We start from the raw sequence: 19,129 nt of genomic DNA on the forward strand, positions 1-19,129 counted from the left end.
CGAAGACCTATCGCAAGGCCGTTAGGCATTGATTGCATACGAGGTCGCTTTGGCAGAGATCGAGCTCGCTAATTCGTTCTCGGCGGACAACGCCGGGCCGCCAACCACCCCGCCAGAGGCGCGCCAAATGCCAGGCACCATGTGAATTGCGCAACGAACGGCGCGACGACGGCCATCACCGTTCCGAACAGAAGTGCGAAGATCGGAAAGATCGCGGTTGCCAGCAACTCGGGATTGCGGCGACCTCGCAGCGCCAGAACCCATAGCAGCGCATTCAAGCAGGCAATGACAGTTAGATGGAAGCCGTAGCTTACTGCGACGATGCTATCGAGGCGATACGCGCCGTAAAGTCCATTTGTCACGGGAAGCATGACAATCGATAGCAGGAATATCAGATTGAGGAAGACTTCGCCGCGGCTGCCTTCCGGCGCGAAGGTGAGGCGCCGATGATGGCTGAGCCAAAACACGCCTGCCACGATAAAACTGATGATCAGCGCGATGACAGGTTGTGCGTAGGCGCTGACAAGGTCTATCCAGGCCGGCGCCTTCGCGAACCTGCTGGCCTTCGGCAGATCGTAGGCGAGCAGCGTCATCGCGACACCGAAAATGGTGTTGCTCAACGCCTCCAATCGACGCATTTCGAAAAGACCGATCTCGGTCAAACTCGCTCACCCTCAAAAGTGCCGGACACCCTTCGCGGAGCAGCGCCGCTTGAGATCCGACCAGCTGTAGGATTGCCGGATATAACTTGCTCCTTGTGCCACTCTTTTGATTCAGTAAGTCGCGAAGCTTTTGGAATGATTATCAATGCACGTTGATTGTGATTGGGATACCCGATCACCTGGCTTCATTCGTTCTCTTCGGCATCCCCTCGCCCTCCTAATTTCGCGACTATTGCTTGCAATCGCTTCGCGCGCGTAGCTCTTGCATCGGCACTCCCGAAAATAATTGCTCGCTCTTGCCAGAGGAGCCCTGCTTGTCGATGTCCGGCCTTCCACCAAGCGCTTGAAATATCTACCTTGTTTCCAAAACCACTGTGGCACACTTTGGTAAATCGGACCGAAACTCTCGCCAGACCGGAAAAAAAACCTGAATGAGAGTGGGGCCGGTCCGCGAGCAGCCCTCCCCTGAGGAAACTACCACCCCTACCCCATCAGCCAGTCGAAGCGCTCTACCTCCGTCGGGAAACCGTATGCAACCTGACATGAGCAGGCATCGGCGCGAGCAAGCGCTCGATTGAGCTCGATTTTTGGATTTTGGGAGCCGATGCCTTAGGCAAACAACTTTGCTCGGTCTGAATAGCTCGCCAATTCGCATATCATGGAGTTCACGTCGCCTCGGAATATCCAGTCGAGAGAGACGCCATGGCGATTAAAGAAATCGATTGCAGCTGCATCCTGCTCTTCGTCAGGCGCCGAGCCGTCCTCAGCGAATTTCTGACAGTATGCAAGCGCCTGCTCGGCCGCCGGCTCATCGAGCTTCCAGCCCTCACAGATATAGCGCGTGCGTAGCAGGTTTATGGCATCTTCAGCTCGCGCGAATGCGGTTGAATGGCCCATATCTAGGGCGTTGTTCAACGCCGGTGCGGTAGTCGGGGCAGTGGTGATCATAGGCAATGCAGCGACGGTGGTGATCATCAGTACTCTCGTGGTTACGTTTACGCCCGACAACGACGTCGCGGGCACGCGATCTTCGCTGCCCGCGGTTTAGATTTAGTTTGTCGTGGATCAATGGCTCTCGGTTGTCGCCTCGAGAATCCCTGACGATCCGCCGGGGGTCAACGCGCAATTTAACAACTTTGGCTATCGGCGGCCCGCTAGCCCAACCGCGATGCTCTGCTCTCTGGTAGTGCGGCGTCCGAATTGGGAATATCCGCGCGATTCGCCAGAGGCGTCCCGATTTCCACAGACTGCTCTAGGCGCTTCGCCTTGCCTCAGTCATCAGACTTTCAAGCTCTCTGACCGCCGTGGCTTCGGTGACGCCGTCGACAACGGCAATCTCTCCCGACAGGCGCTCGAGTGCAGACGCATAAAGCTGTCGTTCGCTGTAGCTTTGGCTAGAATTGAACTCCGGCCGATAGAGATCGCGCATCGCTTCTGCGATGGCGAGAATATCTCCCGACTTGATCTTGCTCTCATATTCCTGAGCAAGCCGGGACCAATTACCTCGCGCTCTGCGAGGCGCTTGACTGAGGATACTTCGCGCGTGCTGGATGGCAGCCGGATCGGAAAGCTCACGCATTCCGGCGCTTGCCGCTTTTCTTATAGGAACTCGTAGCGTCATTTTGCTCTTCGCGAAATAAACGACAAAGAACTCAAGCTGAGCTCCTGCCACCGCCTGTTCCTCGATCGCGACAATCTGGCCGACGCCGTGAGCCGGGTACACGATCAGATCAGTTGCCTTGAATCCAAAGCGCGCTTCGATGCAACGGTTCCCACTCGTTTGATCGACGGGGGCCACTGGTATGGAATGCGCAGAATTCGAACGATTGCACTGCGATTGACTGCTAAAATTCATCTCGCGATTTGCCCCGCGGCTCGAGGAATTGGCTCCGTTGCCATTTCCCGCTGTGATCAGCACGTCAGAACGAAAATGCTGGACTAAAATCATTGATTGCAGTCCCTCACCAATAGGCCTCGAGCACGAGCGTCGCCACGAGAAATACGGTCAACTGACATTCCCTTCGATGGCTGTGGTTTCTTGGCAACTTGTTCCCTATCGAGGAATCAACGAAGCTCATTTGGGTCAAAAGAGCGACGCCGGGCGGCAGCTTAAGAAATCTGCTACGGACAACAACTCTTGCTCTGCAAGACTTCTAGAAAATGAAGGGCCAATCTAGACGTCCGCCCTGAGTGACGCCTTTACTTGCAGCCGCGGCAAATCGTAAGTTTGGCTTTTAGCTTGTCATCGTCGCCGGGATCGACCGATTGGTGCACAGAGACAGGCTCTGATTCTTGATCGAGCGCGGGATGCTTTGCCCGGTGCGACCTGACGGGTCGCGTCGCCCGGCTTGACGTGTCGTCGTCGATGCCGACGCTAAAACCATCGTAATCGGGAACAGGTCTAGCCGACGGCGGCGACCTGTCGATCACTTGTACCTGCGAAACGCTGTCGGGCTTTAACGGCGTGTGCTCGACAGTTGAAGATCGTGGGGCAGCAGAGCGTGGCGGATAATCTTTAGCGGCTCGGGACACCGAACTCTTAGCGGTCGCCGTCGGCGGCCAGACGCTGTTGGTTGCGGCCGTAGATGTCGTTCGCTCATTCGACGGCGGCGGCGCAATCGAAAGGGGAGGAGAAAGCGAGGTCTGACATCTCGCGCTGTCTTGTGCCGCTAGCAAACCGATAACAAACAGTGTTGCGTTCTTCATTAATCGTCCTACAAATCACTTGGAATGGAAACATTGATCACGTGACTCCGATCGAGTACTTTTGGTCAACCTGATTAAAGGGGTTGATCAGTGGTGTCCGCCGCATGCCGCCGGTCCCGGGCGTGTGAGCACGCTGTAACTTACATCCGTCGGCTCCTTTCGAAACCCCGAACCTCATTGTGCGATGCAATCGTGCACTGTTTACGAAGATCCCCACCCGTCCGATGCACGGTCGAGGCGAGCGCCGGTGTCAGGTGCCGGCTCGTTCACGCTCGCGTGCGATGAACTTGCCGGGATCAGTTTAGGCGGTACAGAGAGAAGTTTAAGAGCGCCGCAAACGCCACCCAGGCCGCGTAGGGGATAAATAGAAGCGCAGCGAGTCGATTGGCCTGCCATTGCAGGACTATAAAAAACAGTATCAAGCCCAGCAGCAGAACGATGACCGAAAGTCCCATAGCCAGGTTGTGCAATCGGAAGACGATGGGAGACCAAAGAAAATTAAGCACCATCTGTCCGAGCCAAACTTGCAAGGCGAGGCCATTAATCTCCTGTAGGTAGGTACGCCATCCGGCGATTGCGATCATGACATACAGAATGGACCAGGTTGGCGCGAACACCCAGTTTGGAGGATTGAATGACGGCTTCTGCAGCCCAGCGTACCATGCGCCCGGCAAGTTGGTTGCGCCGATCAGCCAACCAACACCCACAACGGCTACAAGAAAGATGAGCAGACTTCGATTTCGTGCTTTCATGATCCGATATTGCCCGTTCAGCAACGGTCAGGAATAGGACAATACAGGCATCGGCGGGTCAATTACCCCGGCGGCCATTCGCGGCGTTGCCCGATGGAACACTAAGTTATTCCGGCAGGGGCAATGCGTCCGCGAGCCGGCGAAATTTGCAACAGGAACCATCGAGATCGACGTCTGTTCTTGACTCCTATGAGTGAGCTGTTGCCAATCCTCGTGGAAAAGTCGATTCAGATCGCCTGGGACTTCCTTGAGCGCTCCGGCGAAATCACAGATCCTGACGACGCGAGCCGCTTCCTTCTTCGAAACATCGACGACATGGCGCGGGCTGGTGAGCATCGGCCACTGATGCTCGCGAACCATGCCATCGACGCATATCGGCGCTACAAGCGCCTGCTCGCGGCATGATCAATCCCAATTGTCCGATCTGCGGCGGTTTGGGCTGGGTCTGCGAAAACCATCCGCATTTGCCGTGGACGAAGGCTCCGCGTGGTTGCCAGTGTGGCGCAGGGATGAGGTGCGCGTGCAACAGCTCCGACGACATTGATGTAGGCGTTGAGAGGCCCGATGTGAGCGGGGTCCTCGAGGAGAACCCGCCCACCAAGAATTAAGGCCGCGTGACCTTCTTGCGGCGGTTGTACGGTGAGCGATTTATCGGCCGCAGCGAAATGTCCTCCCGATGCGCTTTGCTCGCGATCGAGCCCTTCGGCCTCTGCATCTTTAAGCTAATGACGCCTGTTGGGGTGTTCGCTCTCGCCAGCGACCGAAGCTGTCTGACTTCTTTATCCGTCCAGGGCTGGCGCGAACGGCGCTTGTACTTGGGTTGGCTTTGCGTGGGCCCTTCTTGCCGATGGGTGAGCCCGGTCGCTTCCATGCTGCTTTTGCCATGGGGCACCTCCTGATCAGATGAACACACGAATCATGCCGCTAGTTCCTACTTAGGAACGTAGCGCCCGAGTCGCAGTTGTTTGAGAATGAACAGCCTTACGAAGAGAGATCAATTCGAGCGCTCAAAAATCTATCTGCACGCGCCTAATCAAATGAAGTGCTGGGCTCATGCGCTGGGAGTCTCGAAGGAAGAGCTTCGTAAGGTCGTCGATAAAGTCGGGAATTCTGCCGCGGCCGTCCGCAAGGAGCTGGAGGCGAATCGTGACGAGAGAACAAGAAATCAGCGCTGAATGTGCACGGGAGGCGCGAAGGCAAGCCGCGCTTCTGCCGCCCGGTCCTGTCAGAGACGCGCTGCTGGAAAAGGCTCGCCAGTACGAATTGGCTTTACAGACTGATTTGCATCACGATGCCAAAGAACCGCCCCTGGGATCCCGCTGAAGACGACCTTCTGCATAAACTCATCACGGAAGGCCGCTACGCTGTCGAGATCGCCGTCGAGATGAGGCGCAGCGAATCAGCGGTACGGCTCAGAGCCAAGGTTCTAGGTCTAAACTTTGCCACCGCGCCGCGCGGCCCAAGGCCGAGATAACGCGGGTCGTCCCAGCCGAATGCTGGGAAGACCCGCAAGGCGGCTACTTGGACCTGGTCGAGCCGCCCGACTTCACGCCCGTGTTGGCCCCTGTCGTCTGACCAGGAGCGTATCCCGAGGCGCCGGGGCTGCCAGCCTTCGAGCCTCTTGCCTGCATTTCCTGTCCAGGCGCATAGCCCGAGGCGCCGGGGCTTCCCTTCTTGGAGCCCCTGTCTTGCATCTCATGGCCAGGAGATTTGCTCGAGACGCCTTGTGCGAAGACGGCGGTGCTCGAAGCCATCAGGCATGCCGCAGAAAGTGCGATGATTGTGCGCTTCATTTTGTCCTCCAGAGTGAGCCCCGCCAACCAACCACCCGATCCGAACGACGTTCCATGAATGTTGCTAATCAGGCTCTTGGTCGATGCCGTCGCAAGAGTGCGCGAGTTCTGCATGGCTCCGGACGCAGCGGTCGTGAACCGGAGGTGAACGCATCGTTCAGCGGGCATTCCAACACGCAACTGATAATCTGTTAGGTTACTAGTCAAAAAGGGTGGAGACTCACAAGATGAAACGGCTTCTCGCAATCGCGTTTATTGGCTGTGCTTTTTCGCTCACGCCAATTTTGTCGGTATCGGCCATGCCGATGGCAACGCCACATACCCTGGGTAGCACGGACGATGGAGTTATCCAGGTCAGAGGCGGCCACGGGCATGGACATGGACACGGGTGGGGCCATCACGGTGGGCGCGGCCATCACTACGGTTGGGGCCGCGGTCATCACTATGGCTGGCACCGGGGCCATCACTACGGTTGGCGGCATCATCACCGCCATTGGTGGTGACGTCCTGAATCAATGGGAGAGGCCGCATTTGATATGCGTGCGGTCTCTCTTTGTCGTCCGATCGTGGGATGTTGCGTCGCGCCTGTCTACGACCGCGTCACGACAGCCGGCCAGCCGGGGGACAGCCCGCCTGCAAGCCCTCGCGGGCCAACGCTGTCCTCATCACGGCGGCAAAACTCCTGCGCTCGTCGGCCAAGCCTTCGGCCAGGGGACGGTCGAGGGCCGCCCCGGGTAAGACGCTTGGTGAACGACAGGCCCTCGGCCCCCCGGCTCGCTAACTCAGCCCCGACTTGTAGCCTGCATAGGATGCGGCGGAAGTCGTCAACAAGAGAGGCCAAAATAGGACTAGACAAGAATAGGTTGTCATCCCGGAACTTATACTTGTTCTAGTTGTTGTGTTGTCGGTCCCCAGAAGCGGGGGCATCGAAGATGAAACAGTCAGCAGCCCAAAATGGTCAAATTACTGTCAGCCCTTGCCGTAGTCTCGCTCCTCGGAGCGTCGGTGATAGCTTTGCCAGGTTTTGCCCCCAAAGTGCAAACGAATGAGGTCGTGGCGCTGGCCAAGGGCGACCGGCTTGACGTGCGAGTTGCTGCCTCGAATTGCTCTACACAGGTCTGGCCGGATTTCGCCGCATCCTGTTTGCGAAACGCGGGCTCTGGAGGGAAAATTTTGGAAGCCCGTCTTGTGACCGCCCGCCGATAGTGCCGGTCCCGTCTCATCCGTTTCCTTCACTGACGTATTGGATTACTTCATGACTTATTGCGCACGACAGGGCGACGTCGAGATCAGTCGGTTCCACAACGAGGCGATCTGCAAGGAAATCAGTGAACGGCTTGCCATCAGTATGAAACCGACGCTCGCTGGGATGCCGCCGCATTTGATGATGCTCATGAGACGATTGCGCGATGAGCCTCTCTCACCCGTGCCCCGCCTAATTCGGTCGAGCCATGGCGTCCGTCAGGGTATCGATGTGACCCGCTGTCGGGCGCTGTGAATTTTAGCTCGCTATCCTTGCTCGAAAGGCGAAGCAATGGCTGATGCGGTGCCGCTCGGAAGCCGCTAAGCAAGTGCCATTCGGTGTTCGCAGACAAGTTCGAGCAACTCTTTTGGCTCCCTGTAAGAGAGTGACGCTATAAATGTCGACAGATCTGACTCCGGTGCCAAATGTACTCGTCGTGGAAGATGAGATGATCCTGCGCATGCGCGCAGTCGACATCGTGGAGGATGCCGGGTTTTGTCCCATTGAGGCCGTCAACGCCGATGAGGCAATATCGATTCTTGAGTCCCGATCGGACATCTCGCTGCTATTCACCGACATCCAGATGCCCGGCAGCATTGACGGCCTGAGACTCGCCCACGCCGTGCACGAACGCTGGCCCTCGATCAAGATCATACTGGTTTCTGGTCAAATGAAGCCATCTGACACGGAAAGGCCAGAGAACAGCCGCTTCTTCGGCAAACCGCTTAGCGTCGAGCAAATGATTACCGAGTTGCAGGCGATGGTGGGCGCGGGTGCGCTAAGGATCGTTCCGAACGCAACCGATTTGCCGGCGGATCAGGCGCGACACGCCATGGAAACGGTTAATCCCTCGTTCCGATCCGCGCAGGAGACCGTCCTCTCGGCGGAGAACGACAGCCTTCGCATCCTGCTCGAACAAGCCGAAATAGATGCGCAGGCCCTGCTGATTCAGGCTGGGATCGAAGCCGAGCAGCGCGACGCCGCTGACAAATTGCAAAAGCTGATCCTCGGGGAACTTCATCATCGCGTGAAGAATACTCTCGCCATGGTCAGCGCGATCGCGTCCCAGAGCTTCCGTGGAGCGCCCAGTATCGAGCACGGACAGAAGGCAATGGAAGGCAGGTTGATCGCATTGGGGCGGGCTCACGACCTACTGATGCAGGTCAGTTGGGCAAATGCGAGCCTTACTCACACGCTAAGCAGTGCGACAGAGCCTTATGATAGTCATGGAGACCGACGCTTCCATTTCAACGGACCGGATATCAGGATTACCTCCGTAGCAGTCATCGCACTTGCGATGACGTTTAACGAGTTGTGCACCAACACTACCAAATTTGGAGCTCTGTCCGGCCCCACAGGCCGCGTGGAAATCGTATGGACGATCGACGAGCTGAAGCAGAGAATCCGCCTTGTTTGGACAGAAAGAGACGGTCCGACGGTCGAGCCTCCAGCCCGACGAAGCTTCGGCACGAGAATGATGGGATCTCTCGGCCAACAATTGAACGGCCAGGTGCAACTCGCCTATGAACCGAGTGGATTCGTCTACTCGTTGGATGTGCCAATTAGCTCGGTCGCGGCGCTCCCGTGAATATTGTCATTTCCTCTTCTGGGCCCGCGCGTCAGTTGGCGCAGTGCAGCGATTTGTCCAGGGACGAGGGTAGGCCGGAAGTCAGAGGCGACTTAGTAGCAATCGACGTGAACGACGCTGGCTGATTGTTCATTGAGAACATCAGGCTCGTGTTCGCCCGCCGTAATAGACTCTAATGCGCGCACCTGAGCGCCACGTCGCAACGTTCAGGAACCTAACGACGTCTCGGTATTTAATTACTCATTACTCACGAACCCTCACCTTAGGAGCTGTCATGATTTGCCGTTTTGCTGCCGCCGCTGTTGCTGTTGCGGTCCTATTTCCCATTGCGACCCAGGCGCAGGGTGTCCCTGGAGGCGCCGAGCGGGGCGCGCGGGATGGTGAGCGAGCGGCGGGCCCGGTCGGTGCAGTCGTCGGAGGCGTAGTCGGCGGCGTCGTTGGCGGCGTAGCGGGAGTTCTTGGTGTTGATCAGCGTCCCCGCTTTCATTCTTACGTTATCGAACAGAGACGTCCCTCGTACCAGTATCGCGAAGATGTAAGAGTTGGGGCGGTTCTTCCAGAAGAGGGCGTTAGCTACTATGATGTACCGGCCGAGTATGGCGCCCGTGAGTATCGCTATACGGTGGTGAATGGTCGCACCGTGTTGGTCGAACCGCGAACACGCCGGATCGTCGAGATTGTCGAATAACAACCAAAGGCCGTCTTTCGAGACGGCCTTTTTCGTTGATCGACAAATGCGGGCCGCCGGCACACTGCTCATGTACCTAGGCCATGCGAATGCCGCGCTTGAACGCCCATTCGTTAAACTATTTCGTGACAACCGAAGCTGGGCCAGCAAATGATGCCTGTGATCAGGCAGCCGTTCAAAGCACGTACGACTGAAGAGCTTGTGTCCCTGCTCGGCACGGTGGCCGCTGCGATCCTGGCTGTCATCATCGTTGCGATGCTCTATTTCGGGCGCGAAATCTTCGTCCCGATCGCATTGGCAATTCTCCTCAGCTTTGTCTTGGCACCGGTAGTTCTAATATTGCAGCGAATCCATGTGCCGCGCGGATTGGCAGTCGTAAGCGTAGCTCTGCTCGCCTTCGCGCTCATTTTTACGATGGGGAGTCTTCTCGCTACGCAATTGACGCAGCTCGCTGGAGATCTCCCACGTTATCAGTCGACGATCAGCGAAAAGATCCAGTCTTTTCGAGATACAAAAGCCGGGAGAGGCACGCTTGAACGCGCCTCCGACATGTTGAAAGATCTCAGTAAGGAGATCGATAGGCCGAAAGAGCCCGCGGCTTCGCGGGGACTGAGCTCCTCAATAGTCAATCCCAGTGCCCCGCAAGCCCCCGTTCCGGTGGAAGTACGCCAGCCCGATCCCGGTGCGCTGGAGAACCTGCGGACTTTGATCTCTCCGCTTATTCATCCTCTCGCAACAACCGGCATCATCATCATCTTCGTGATCTTCATACTTCTTCAACGCGAGGATCTCCGTAATCGGCTCATTCGGCTGGCTGGCTCCTACGACCTGCAACGAACCACAGCGGCGCTGGACGACGCAGCGACACGCCTTAGCCGGCTGTTCCTGACCCAGCTCATTCTAAACAGCGCATTTGGCATGGTGATTGGGTTGGGCTTATGGCTCATAGGCACACCAAGCGCGATCCTATGGGGCATTTTGGCGGCAGTCCTTCGTTTCGTGCCTTATATCGGCGCCGTCATCGCGGCCGCGTTCCCGCTTGCTCTGGCAGTAGCCGTAGATCCCGGCTGGTCGATGCTGCTATGGACGCTCGCGCTCTTTTTTACTGTCGAGCCGGTCGTGGGCCACGTCATCGAGCCAATGGTCTATGGCCATAGTACAGGGCTTTCCCCGGTAGCGGTGGTTGCGGCGGCCACGTTCTGGACCGCACTTTGGGGACCGATTGGGCTCGTTCTCGCCACGCCTTTGACGGTATGTCTTGTCGTGCTTGGGCGCCATGTAGAACGCTTGGAGTTTCTTGACGTCATGTTCGGGGACCGTCCGGCCCTTTCGCCGCCTGAAATCTTCTATCAGCGCATGCTGGCCGGCGACCCGGCAGAGGCTGCCGAAAAAGCCGAACAATTCCTAAAAGAACGTTCTTTGGCCTCATACTATGACGAGGTGGCCTTGAGGGGTTTGCAGCTGGCGCAAACTGATGCCGCGCGCGGAGCGCTCGACCCGGAGCGTCTCACGAAGATTCGTGATGCCGTCGCGGAGTTTGCCAGCGACGTTGCCGATCAAGATGACAGAACGCCGGCGAAGGTTAATGTAACCACCGATGCAGAAGCCTCGTCTGCAGTAGAAAGCGTCGCGGAAAATGCGGCCCACGAAAACCTACCCATTATTAGTAAGGAAAACCTGCCGTCCAATTGGCTCGGTCAGTACCCCGTTCTTTGCTTGGCTGGACGCAGTCTTATCGATGAAGCGGCTGCGATAATGCTCGCTCAGCTTTCGACTGCACACGGTCTCACAGCACGGGTTGAAGGCGCTGATGCCCTCTCCAGTGCCAACGTCATCCGACTTGATGGCACAGGTGTGGTGATCGCCTGCCTGGTCTATCTCGATTCGAGCGGACCGGCACATATGCGCTATTCGGTTCGGCGCCTAAGGCGGAAGCTCCCGAAGGCCCTTATAATCCTGGGCTGTTGGGTCAAGGACATCGATCCAGACGCGCTGGAAGCGTTGCGCGACAGCGCCAAAGCCGATCTCGTAGCCGCGAGCCTAGGTGAGACTGTCAAGCTTTGCATCGAGGCAACCGGGGTACTGGATCAGAACACCGCGGCCTCCACGCAGGAGAAATCCACTACCGCCGCCGCTTGAGATAATCGCTTGACGTTCCCAGCGGAAACCGACCGCGATGACCTAGGGATGAGCTTCAGTTGATGGCCCGAAACCGACGACCTCAGTCAGCCTCGCGATGTCGGCTGACTGAGGTGTGGACCAGAAGTAGTGAGCGGGCGTCAAGCCGACGCGATTGACCCAAAGCCGACCTTGTGCAGTTCACCTCCCCATTGATATGCTCAATCCATTCAGTCAGCGGGGAGTGCCATCGGTCTCTGATGACTTGGCGATCGTATGATGGCGAAGTAAGCGTCAGGTAAACCATGTGTCGAGAAGCTATCCGGGAGCCGTAACCATTCGTTAAGACGACTGTAACCGCGCTTTCGAGCTCGAAAGAGTGCCCGCTTCCGATGTTCCGACGTGGAAGGCTGCTGAGAGCGAAGTGGGATCGGGGAGCGCACTTGCGGGCTCGCGCTCGAGACCGGTGGTTGGCTTCCATTGATCTGCATCAACCTTCCCGCTGGAAAGCGCCGCAGCCTGCTCCCTTCGGAAGATCGTCCACAGGAAGGTACGCACTATGCTTCGTTGTATTCTCGCCGCTTTGGCCGCAATGGTCCCTCCTCACGGTTTGCGTGATCCCCGATGATGCCTATGCCTGCCGCCGCGGCGGAGGTGCCCTCCATCGCGGCGGCATGCATGCGCACGTATCGGCGGTGCAGAAGATATCATGGCGGCGGTCATCGCTTCGCGGGACGCGTGCACCCATCACATCCGATCGCGGCCGTCCGATCGCAGGTTATCATGGCTACCGTCTTGGCTCGGGCTATGGCGCAGGCGCGGCATGCGCGCATTACGGCGGATGCTACCGGAACTACGGCACGGCGGCATGTATGCCCCCAGCAAAATCCGTATCAATGTCATTGATGATACCACCGCACGTAACTGATGTAGAAAAGTGAGCGCAGATCAAAATGCGAATGGCCGGAATCGTACTGATCATTTCGCTGACCGCGGTTCCGTGCGGAGGCATGGAGATTTCGCGCATTACGAGCTGCACCGGTGGTGATGTGCTGAAAGTACGTGGAGATATCGAGGCCGGCGACTACGTGAAGTTCCGTTCCTATTTTGGCCATCAACGACGGATCGCCGGACTGGATCTCAATTCCCCAGGAGGTTCGCTTTACGAGGGCTTCCGCATTGCGGCTCTGACACGCCAAAAGCAGCTTTCGACGTTCGTATCGAAGGAATGCGATTCCGCTTGCGCGTTCATCTTCCTTGTTGGCAGGAGACGGTATGCTTCCAAGGAGGCAAAGATCGGCGTTCACGCAGTTGGCAACGATTACGGGAATGAGGATTCTGGTACTATCCGGGACACGATTTGGTTCGCGCGGCTGTTCGCGAAATTCGGCATTCCCAGTTCGACCATCGGAAAGATGGTGACGACGCCCCCCGGAAAAATCACGTTTCTCGATCAGACGGACTTTTCCGCTCTGAAGATAATCTTCCGCGATCCCTTCAAAGCCGGCGTTGGTGCTCATAACTGCATCAATCGGGAGAGCGTAGAGGCGTCCGCAAATGGCGGCACTCTCTTAGGGCGCGTCGAGACCTCCGAGGGACCGAACAGGTAGCGACAAGCGTGCGCGCCTTCCTATCGACCGGTCTGGTGCCACACCCGGGACGCCTTGACGGGCTGCGCGCTGACGATCCAACGGGAGAGTCGTCCGCTAAGCGCACGTCGGTAAACCGACGCTGCACATCATTAAGAGCAAAGCGCGAGGATATGCACGCATACCGCGAAAACTCGTCTTCGCTCCGCACCAAGAGGCTTTCAAACTTAGCCGGCGCGGTTCATGGCGCGCCACCGCGCCGTACCCGTTTTTTTCCTCAAGCGACCTGTGCACATTTACGGACAAACCAGCACGGGGGTTTTCGCTTGCGTCAACACCTTGTTTGTCACACTGCCGATGAGAAGCATGGAGAGCCCGCTGCGTCAGTGCGATGCCATAACAATGAGGTCGCAGCCCTTATCGGCGGCTGCTGCGATGATGGCTTGATGGGGTTGCCCATTCTCGACCTGACTTGTCTCACAGGAAACACCGGCCTCCTTGGCCGCATGTGCCGCGCGATCCAGCGCGCTCGTGGCCTCCCCCTTGCGTATCTCGGTATATCTTGCGAGCAACTCGCGGTACCGTCCTCCTATTCCGGATCTCTGCAATTGATCTAAAGCAAGAAAACTTCGGTCGATAGGAAGCGTGGACGCTTGCTTGCACCCTTGATCTAGATCATGGCGGACCCGGGACTCCCGCCACCACATCACGTTGGCGACGGCTAGCCGCTTCCTTCCCTGCGAAAATGCGCAGGCCATCGCGATCCTCTTATCGAACAGGAGTCGGCTGATGTGGGTGCTGATGTACGTGTTCTCCTATTCGGTCAGCCCAGCCGCTACGATCGACAAGGCGGAATGGAGGCTGCTCCCAACCGTCGTGTTCCAGGAGTTCACAAGCGAGGAGCGATGCAAGGCGGCCAAGGCCACACTTGAAGGCAGCCTGAAGGAGGCGGGAGCCAAGCTCAGAAGCGGCCTGGAGGACCTGAAGAGCGTCGGCAAGGCCGACCCGGCGCAGATCATCATTGCCTACAATGTGGAATGCCTTCCGAAATAACAGTTCCCGACGGGCGAAATCATCCACTTTCGCCGAACTCCGGCGGCAAAGCCGATCATGCGGGCCGGCCCCTCGGCCTGTCTCTACTCGTCCTCGTCCACCGGTTCGTCGTGATGCTCGATTGCGTCTCGCATGCCGCGCATGACGGCGAACGATACGAAGGCCATTCTCCTCTTCTGATCGCCGCTCAACGTCTTGTAGAGCGGCTCCCAGGCATCGGCGAGCTTCTTGAGATCAGTCCCGCGTTGAATCAGCCGATCCGCCCGCCGCTGCATAAGTTCGATCGGACTGCCGTCACCGAGGACGCCCATCGGTCCATTCTCGTGCAATTCGGCTATCCGCTCCAATCGGGCCTGCCGGTTCTTCGCTCGCCCGCGGATCGCATCCTCGATGGCCGGCCAGTATTTCTCCTGGTCGGGCGTCAGTTGCAGGGCGGCCTTGACGATGCCGACACGCATCTCCGTCAAGGCTTTCAGGTCGGTGGTGGGTTGCGCTACTCCGACTGTCGAAGATGTCTCCGCCGCGCAGGCGAGAGACGAAGTTGTCAACAAAAGTGCAATCGCTATGACAGCTGATTGTCTTGTCATTGCAAACTCCTGAGGCTCTCGTCGTAGACGTCCCGAGAAGAACCACATGACTCGACCAGCCGCGGATTGATCTAAGTCAAAGAGCGGTGGGCGAAATATGGACGCGCTTCTGACTGTTCAAGAAATGCCGTGCGACTGCGAACAGGCCGGCCCGGCTCGGGCTGTGACCGCAACGGTGGCGTCGGATTGAGCTAAATCAAGATGAGGCCGCCCCTGGAGTTCAGAACTGCTCGAACTCGTTTCGACCGGGCGATACAATGCACCTGCTGCTCAAGGAAATTCGACATAATCCGCTGCTTTGGATGTTGATCTTCGTACCGATCGTGCTGGTGGTAGAAACTGCAGCTCCTTCCGCGCACACAGCTCTATTTGTGCTCGCTGTGCTGGCCATCGTGCCATTGGCTGCCCTTCTCAGCCATGCGACGGAGAGCGTCGCGGAAAAAACGGGCGATGCAATCGGGGGCTTGCTCAATGCAACCTTGGGAAATCTGACCGAGCTGATCATCGCGATCGCAGCGCTTCATGCCGGAGAATACATGCTGGTCAAGGCATCAATCGCCGGTGCCATTGTCACCAACTCACTCTTCATGCTCGGCGCATCCTTTCTGCTCGGTGGGCTACGCCATCACGTTCAGGAGTATAATCGGGCCAGCGGGAGGATGTACGCAGCGCTGCTGCTGATGGCAACGATTGCACTGCTTGCACCAGCAGCGGTCGCTGATCTAAATCCGGCACGAGGCGATGCGTTGGCGCAGAATCTCAGTTCGGGCCTCGCTGTGCTGTTGATGTGTGCCTATGGGCTAGGCTTACTGTTCTCGCTCAAGACGCACAGGGAGCTGTTCGCAAGCGAGGAGCATGGCGAGACTGGCGGCGCAGGCTGGCCAATCGGACTCGCGTTGAGCACACTCATCGCGGTCACGGTGCTGGTTGCCCTGGTAAGTGAAATATTCGTGAGTTCGGTACAGAAAGCGGGTGAGACGCTTGGATTAAGCCCGGCGTTCGTCGGCTTCATCATCGTCGCGCTGGTCGGCGCTGCGGCAGAAATGGCGGTCGCATTTTCCGCGGCGCGCAAGAACCGGCTTGATATGAGCGTCAGCATCGCGCTCGGAAGTGCTTCTCAAATCGCTCTGTTTGTTGCTCCGGCACTGGTCCTGCTGAGCTACGTCATCGGTCCGAGGCCAATGGACTTGCAGTTCTGGCCGGGCGCCGTGACGATGGTCATGATTGCCTCCGTTACGTCCTGTTTCATCACCAACAGCGGACGGTCGGCATGGTTTATTGGCGCCCTGCTCGTGCTCATCTATGCGATTTTCGCCATGACGCTATATCTAGTGCCGCCTGGATCGCACGGTCCGATTTGAGCAAAAACGGATCGCCTAGTCGCGCTTGTGTTTGGGCCGATCCAGGCGCAGCCTTTGCGCTCTCATGCGCTTGATTTCTTCGTCGAGCGCACTCATTTTCTCGTCGTGGCGTTCGTCCTTCGACTTTGGCTTATCGCTATTGCGTAACTTTTCGAGCGCTTTCTCGACCGAGAGCTTTGGGGTGTCGGCCATTGGGTCCTCCGAAGCGATTTAATCGTCGTTGAATGTGGGATAGCTTACCGGAGGTGAAACGAGATCCCCTTTAATGCGGCAATGGGACAACGATCTGAGTGCCGCGTTAGGCTTCTCCTCTGCCCTCGAGTGATCGGCAACGATTTCAGTCCAGCTCGCTTCGATACCCCTGCTTACTGACAGAGGTGCTGGCGGCCATCCTCCCCACGGAAATATGTGCCAGGTTGACATACAAAGCCCTGACCGTTGGAGGGATAGTGGTAATATCCGTAAGCGCCGGCCGCTGCTGCTCCAACCGTCGCGGTGCCGTAAACCGCCCTTCGTGTCTGGCGGCGGGCAACACCCGCAACGCTCACGGGCGTCAGGGGACGGCCAACTCGGGCTTGTGCGCTCTCGACAGATATCGACACGCCGCTTTGTGCCGACCAGTCGAAGGATAACAGCATGGCACACCCCAAGATGGACGTAGCAAATGCGATTTGCTTTGTGTTTATCCTCACGACTTTTTCTCCAATCCGACGTTCCCAACGAGACAGGTTTGAAAGCCATGGACGCCGGAACCGTTGACCGGGATCAAGCTTTTCGAAATACGTTTGGAATGTCCTGTGCAATGGCGGGACATCGAACTAGCAGTCCGAGCAGCCATACCGTCGACCAACCGACGCCACTCATTCGCAGCCCGCGCAGTTTCCGGGCTGGTGCAGCACAGCAGCAGCCCTGCCCCGCGGAGATCTTAGCGCGAAAGCTCGCCCTGACCGTTGGTCCAGTCGATGATATGGACTTGGAGCCCTCGCCTTAGTATCTCGGTCTCAAGTTTGCTCGCATGCAGCTTCCATTCGGCCGTCGACCTTACCCGGAATTTTGGATCTTCGCCATTAGCCTCGAACTCATCGTCGGCTTCGAGCGCGCCGCGAACAGCCTCGTACATCATCTTCAGGCTCGCGTCGGTGAACGCGCCGTACTCCATCGCTCGTCTCCATTAAAGCAAACAAGGGAGGTCGCCACGACGGCGATCGTAGCGACATTTTGCGTGCGCGACCCATCAAACCGTTCGTGCTGAAGCGCGGCCGCGAAACCTTGCGGAGCAACGGCTGAACTATCCACCACCGCTCAGCCGGATCAGTATTGATACTGGGACTGCGGGCAGACCATTTGGCCGTACTGATCGTAATAGCAGCCTTGGTTTCCGTAATAGCCGTAGCTGCCATAATACCCCCCGGCAGCGGCCGCGGCGCCGACGGCTGCGGCCCCGTAGCCCCAGCCAGGGCGATAATATCCGCCGCCATATCCGGGATAGCCTGCGATTGGACGGCCGGGGCGACCTGCGATCGGTCGGCCCGGATAGCCTGGACGGCCCGCGATCGGACGGCCCGGGCGTCCAGCAATCGGGCGGCCCGCTATCGGATGCGAAGGCCGCGCACGGCCCGCAGTTCGATACCCGCCGCCATGGTACCTTCCGCCGCCGACATGCATGCCTCCGCCACGCATACCGCCGCCGTGGAATCCACCCCCTCCGCCGCGGAAGCCGCCGCCTCCTCCACGACGGGCATAGGCGTCATCGGGAACCAAGCACACTGCGGTCAGAACCAGTATTCCCAGCGCGATGAAGACACAGCGAAGCATGGGAGGTCCTCCTCAACGAACGAATTAGCGAACGATCAAACTGCGAAGTTGCGGATGCAGACGTTTGACGTAGATCAAAGCGAATGCAATTTCATGTTGGCGCCCCTGGACCCGCAAGCGCGCGCATATGCGTCACCGTCCCCGGCCGCTTAGGCCGCCAAACCAGGCGCCAAAATAGCCGGCGTAGAGCGGCGGCATTTCCAGATTCATCGAGTGGCCGACGCCCGGCACGACGACTAACCGGCAGCTCGGCATCGCCGCCGCCATGCTCCGCAGGTCGGCCGGCGCAATCCAGCCGTCTCCCTCCCCCCAGACAACGAGATGTGGATGTCGGATTTCGGGCATCCGCCGCTCGAGCTCGCGGCTCTCCCGTTCCCGCGTGAGATTGACCGGAGTGCCGATCCATATTCCTTCAGAGACGCCGAACGTCTGATCCAGGATGCGCTCGAACAGGGCCTGGATCGCGCCCAGCCCCTCGCGGAATCTCGGCACAGCATTTGGCACCATGCTGTCCGGAAGGAACAAGGAAGATGCCGCCGTTGCCATCACCGCGCGCGTCACCTCCCGGCTCGCCATCATCGCACGGAATAGCCCAATCTGCTCCGCATTGAACGCGATCCCAAGTGGCGTCACGGGATCGAGCGCAAATACCCGGCCAAACCGCTCCGGCTGCATCAACAGCATGCGCGCTGCTATGATGCCACCGGTGGAATGCGTCGCGAGATGACAGAACGGGATCTGTAGTGCATCAAGCGCTGCTAGCATATCGAGTGCGTGTTGCTGCATCGAGTAATTGGCGTAGTCGGCCGTCGCAGGTGGGCGATCGCTGTCGCCACAACCGCGCCAGTCGACTCCGATGACCCTGAGGCCGCTCGGGAACAAGGAGGCGGCGAGCTCGATCCAATCCTTGCTGGCAAGATTGCCGTGGATAAAGACGACGGTGGTGGCGCCCTGGCCCCACTCCCGCCAGCCAAGGCTGACCTCTCCGGCGCGAACTTTGGGCATTGCAGGCTACCGATTCAATATGAAACCCAGCAGACAACCCGTACTTCTCATTGCCGCCTCGGCGTGTTCTACGACGCGCTGCCCAGGGGCGATCTCACGATTTGGAAGCCCCTCGCTTCCAACTCACGCATGATTGTTTTGGTTAGGTGCGCGCATTCCTCAGGTAGTA

Annotated in this window: 17 protein-coding genes and 1 pseudogene; 9 read left to right on the plus strand and 9 right to left on the minus strand. The window is 58.1% G+C overall.

All coding sequences use genetic code 11. The features are described 5' to 3' along the window. Positions 1-68 precede the first annotated feature (68 nt). The 4 genes from AC066Y_RS37250 to AC066Y_RS37265 all read right to left on the minus strand — a co-directional run bounded on the left by AC066Y_RS37250 (position 69) and on the right by AC066Y_RS37265 (position 4,120). Positions 69-662, minus strand: a complete 594-nt coding sequence (locus AC066Y_RS37250; RefSeq protein ID WP_478278201.1) for a TMEM175 family protein — start codon at positions 660-662, stop codon at positions 69-71. 609 nt (positions 663-1,271) lie between these two features. After that, positions 1,272-1,637 carry a hypothetical protein gene (locus AC066Y_RS37255; protein ID WP_478278202.1) on the minus strand — a complete coding sequence of 122 codons (366 nt, stop codon included), beginning with the start codon at positions 1,635-1,637 and terminating at the stop codon, positions 1,272-1,274. Positions 1,638-1,914: 277 nt separating this feature from the next. After that, on the minus strand, positions 1,915-2,610 hold the full coding sequence (locus tag AC066Y_RS37260) for a CarD family transcriptional regulator (RefSeq protein WP_478278203.1): 696 nt from the start codon (positions 2,608-2,610) through the stop codon (positions 1,915-1,917). Between the two features lie 1,054 nt (positions 2,611-3,664). Continuing rightward, positions 3,665-4,120, minus strand: a complete 456-nt coding sequence (locus AC066Y_RS37265; protein ID WP_478278204.1) for a TspO/MBR family protein — start codon at positions 4,118-4,120, stop codon at positions 3,665-3,667. 189 nt (positions 4,121-4,309) lie between these two features. Here AC066Y_RS37265 and AC066Y_RS37270 point away from each other — a divergent pair, with 189 nt between their 5' ends. The 7 genes from AC066Y_RS37270 (at position 4,310) to AC066Y_RS37300 (ending at position 13,160) form a co-directional block, all read left to right on the plus strand. Further along, a complete protein-coding gene (locus tag AC066Y_RS37270) occupies positions 4,310-4,525 on the plus strand; it encodes a hypothetical protein (protein WP_478278205.1) in 216 nt (71 codons plus the stop codon). A gap of 566 nt (positions 4,526-5,091) precedes the next feature. Next, positions 5,092-5,295 (plus strand): DUF3606 domain-containing protein, encoded by a 204-nt coding sequence (locus AC066Y_RS37275; protein ID WP_478278206.1) that lies wholly within the window; start codon positions 5,092-5,094, stop codon positions 5,293-5,295. Between the two features lie 1,572 nt (positions 5,296-6,867). Then, positions 6,868-7,119 carry a hypothetical protein gene (locus AC066Y_RS37280; protein ID WP_478278207.1) on the plus strand — a complete coding sequence of 84 codons (252 nt, stop codon included), beginning with the start codon at positions 6,868-6,870 and terminating at the stop codon, positions 7,117-7,119. Between the two features lie 434 nt (positions 7,120-7,553). After that, positions 7,554-8,744 (plus strand): HWE histidine kinase domain-containing protein, encoded by a 1,191-nt coding sequence (locus AC066Y_RS37285; protein WP_478278208.1) that lies wholly within the window; start codon positions 7,554-7,556, stop codon positions 8,742-8,744. 274 nt (positions 8,745-9,018) lie between these two features. Further along, positions 9,019-9,432 (plus strand): DUF1236 domain-containing protein, encoded by a 414-nt coding sequence (locus AC066Y_RS37290; protein WP_478278209.1) that lies wholly within the window; start codon positions 9,019-9,021, stop codon positions 9,430-9,432. A gap of 150 nt (positions 9,433-9,582) precedes the next feature. Continuing rightward, positions 9,583-11,571 (plus strand): AI-2E family transporter, encoded by a 1,989-nt coding sequence (locus tag AC066Y_RS37295; protein ID WP_478278210.1) that lies wholly within the window; start codon positions 9,583-9,585, stop codon positions 11,569-11,571. A gap of 938 nt (positions 11,572-12,509) precedes the next feature. Then, the gene (locus AC066Y_RS37300; protein ID WP_478278211.1) at positions 12,510-13,160 is read left to right on the plus strand and encodes a COG3904 family protein; all 651 of its coding nucleotides are present in this window, start codon (positions 12,510-12,512) and stop codon (positions 13,158-13,160) included. A 275-nt stretch (positions 13,161-13,435) separates the two neighbouring features. Here AC066Y_RS37300 and AC066Y_RS37305 read toward each other — a convergent pair. Next, positions 13,436-13,897, minus strand: a pseudogene (locus AC066Y_RS37305) (universal stress protein). 31 nt (positions 13,898-13,928) lie between these two features. On the opposite strand from AC066Y_RS37305, the gene AC066Y_RS37310 reads away from it, so the two are divergent. Continuing rightward, complete coding sequence (locus AC066Y_RS37310) at positions 13,929-14,192, plus strand: hypothetical protein (protein WP_165128458.1); 264 nt, start codon at positions 13,929-13,931, stop codon at positions 14,190-14,192. 83 nt (positions 14,193-14,275) lie between these two features. Here the strand turns inward: AC066Y_RS37310 and AC066Y_RS37315 are convergent, their stop codons facing one another. Beyond that, positions 14,276-14,650 carry a Spy/CpxP family protein refolding chaperone gene (locus AC066Y_RS37315; protein WP_478278212.1) on the minus strand — a complete coding sequence of 125 codons (375 nt, stop codon included), beginning with the start codon at positions 14,648-14,650 and terminating at the stop codon, positions 14,276-14,278. Between the two features lie 386 nt (positions 14,651-15,036). Here AC066Y_RS37315 and cax point away from each other — a divergent pair, with 386 nt between their 5' ends. Next, a complete protein-coding gene (cax, locus tag AC066Y_RS37320; protein WP_478278213.1) occupies positions 15,037-16,140 on the plus strand; it encodes a calcium/proton exchanger in 1,104 nt (367 codons plus the stop codon). 15 nt (positions 16,141-16,155) lie between these two features. Here the strand turns inward: cax and AC066Y_RS37325 are convergent, their stop codons facing one another. From AC066Y_RS37325 to AC066Y_RS37335, 3 genes are all read right to left on the minus strand, one after another. Further along, entirely contained in the window at positions 16,156-16,332 is a 177-nt protein-coding gene (locus AC066Y_RS37325; RefSeq protein WP_478278214.1) for a hypothetical protein, read from the minus strand. A gap of 733 nt (positions 16,333-17,065) precedes the next feature. Then, positions 17,066-17,299, minus strand: a complete 234-nt coding sequence (locus AC066Y_RS37330; RefSeq protein ID WP_478278215.1) for a hypothetical protein — start codon at positions 17,297-17,299, stop codon at positions 17,066-17,068. Between the two features lie 788 nt (positions 17,300-18,087). Next, positions 18,088-18,960 carry an alpha/beta fold hydrolase gene (locus AC066Y_RS37335; protein WP_478278216.1) on the minus strand — a complete coding sequence of 291 codons (873 nt, stop codon included), beginning with the start codon at positions 18,958-18,960 and terminating at the stop codon, positions 18,088-18,090. Between the last annotated feature and the right edge of the window lie 169 nt (positions 18,961-19,129).

It is taken from the genome of Bradyrhizobium sp. USDA3010, from assembly GCF_056429065.1.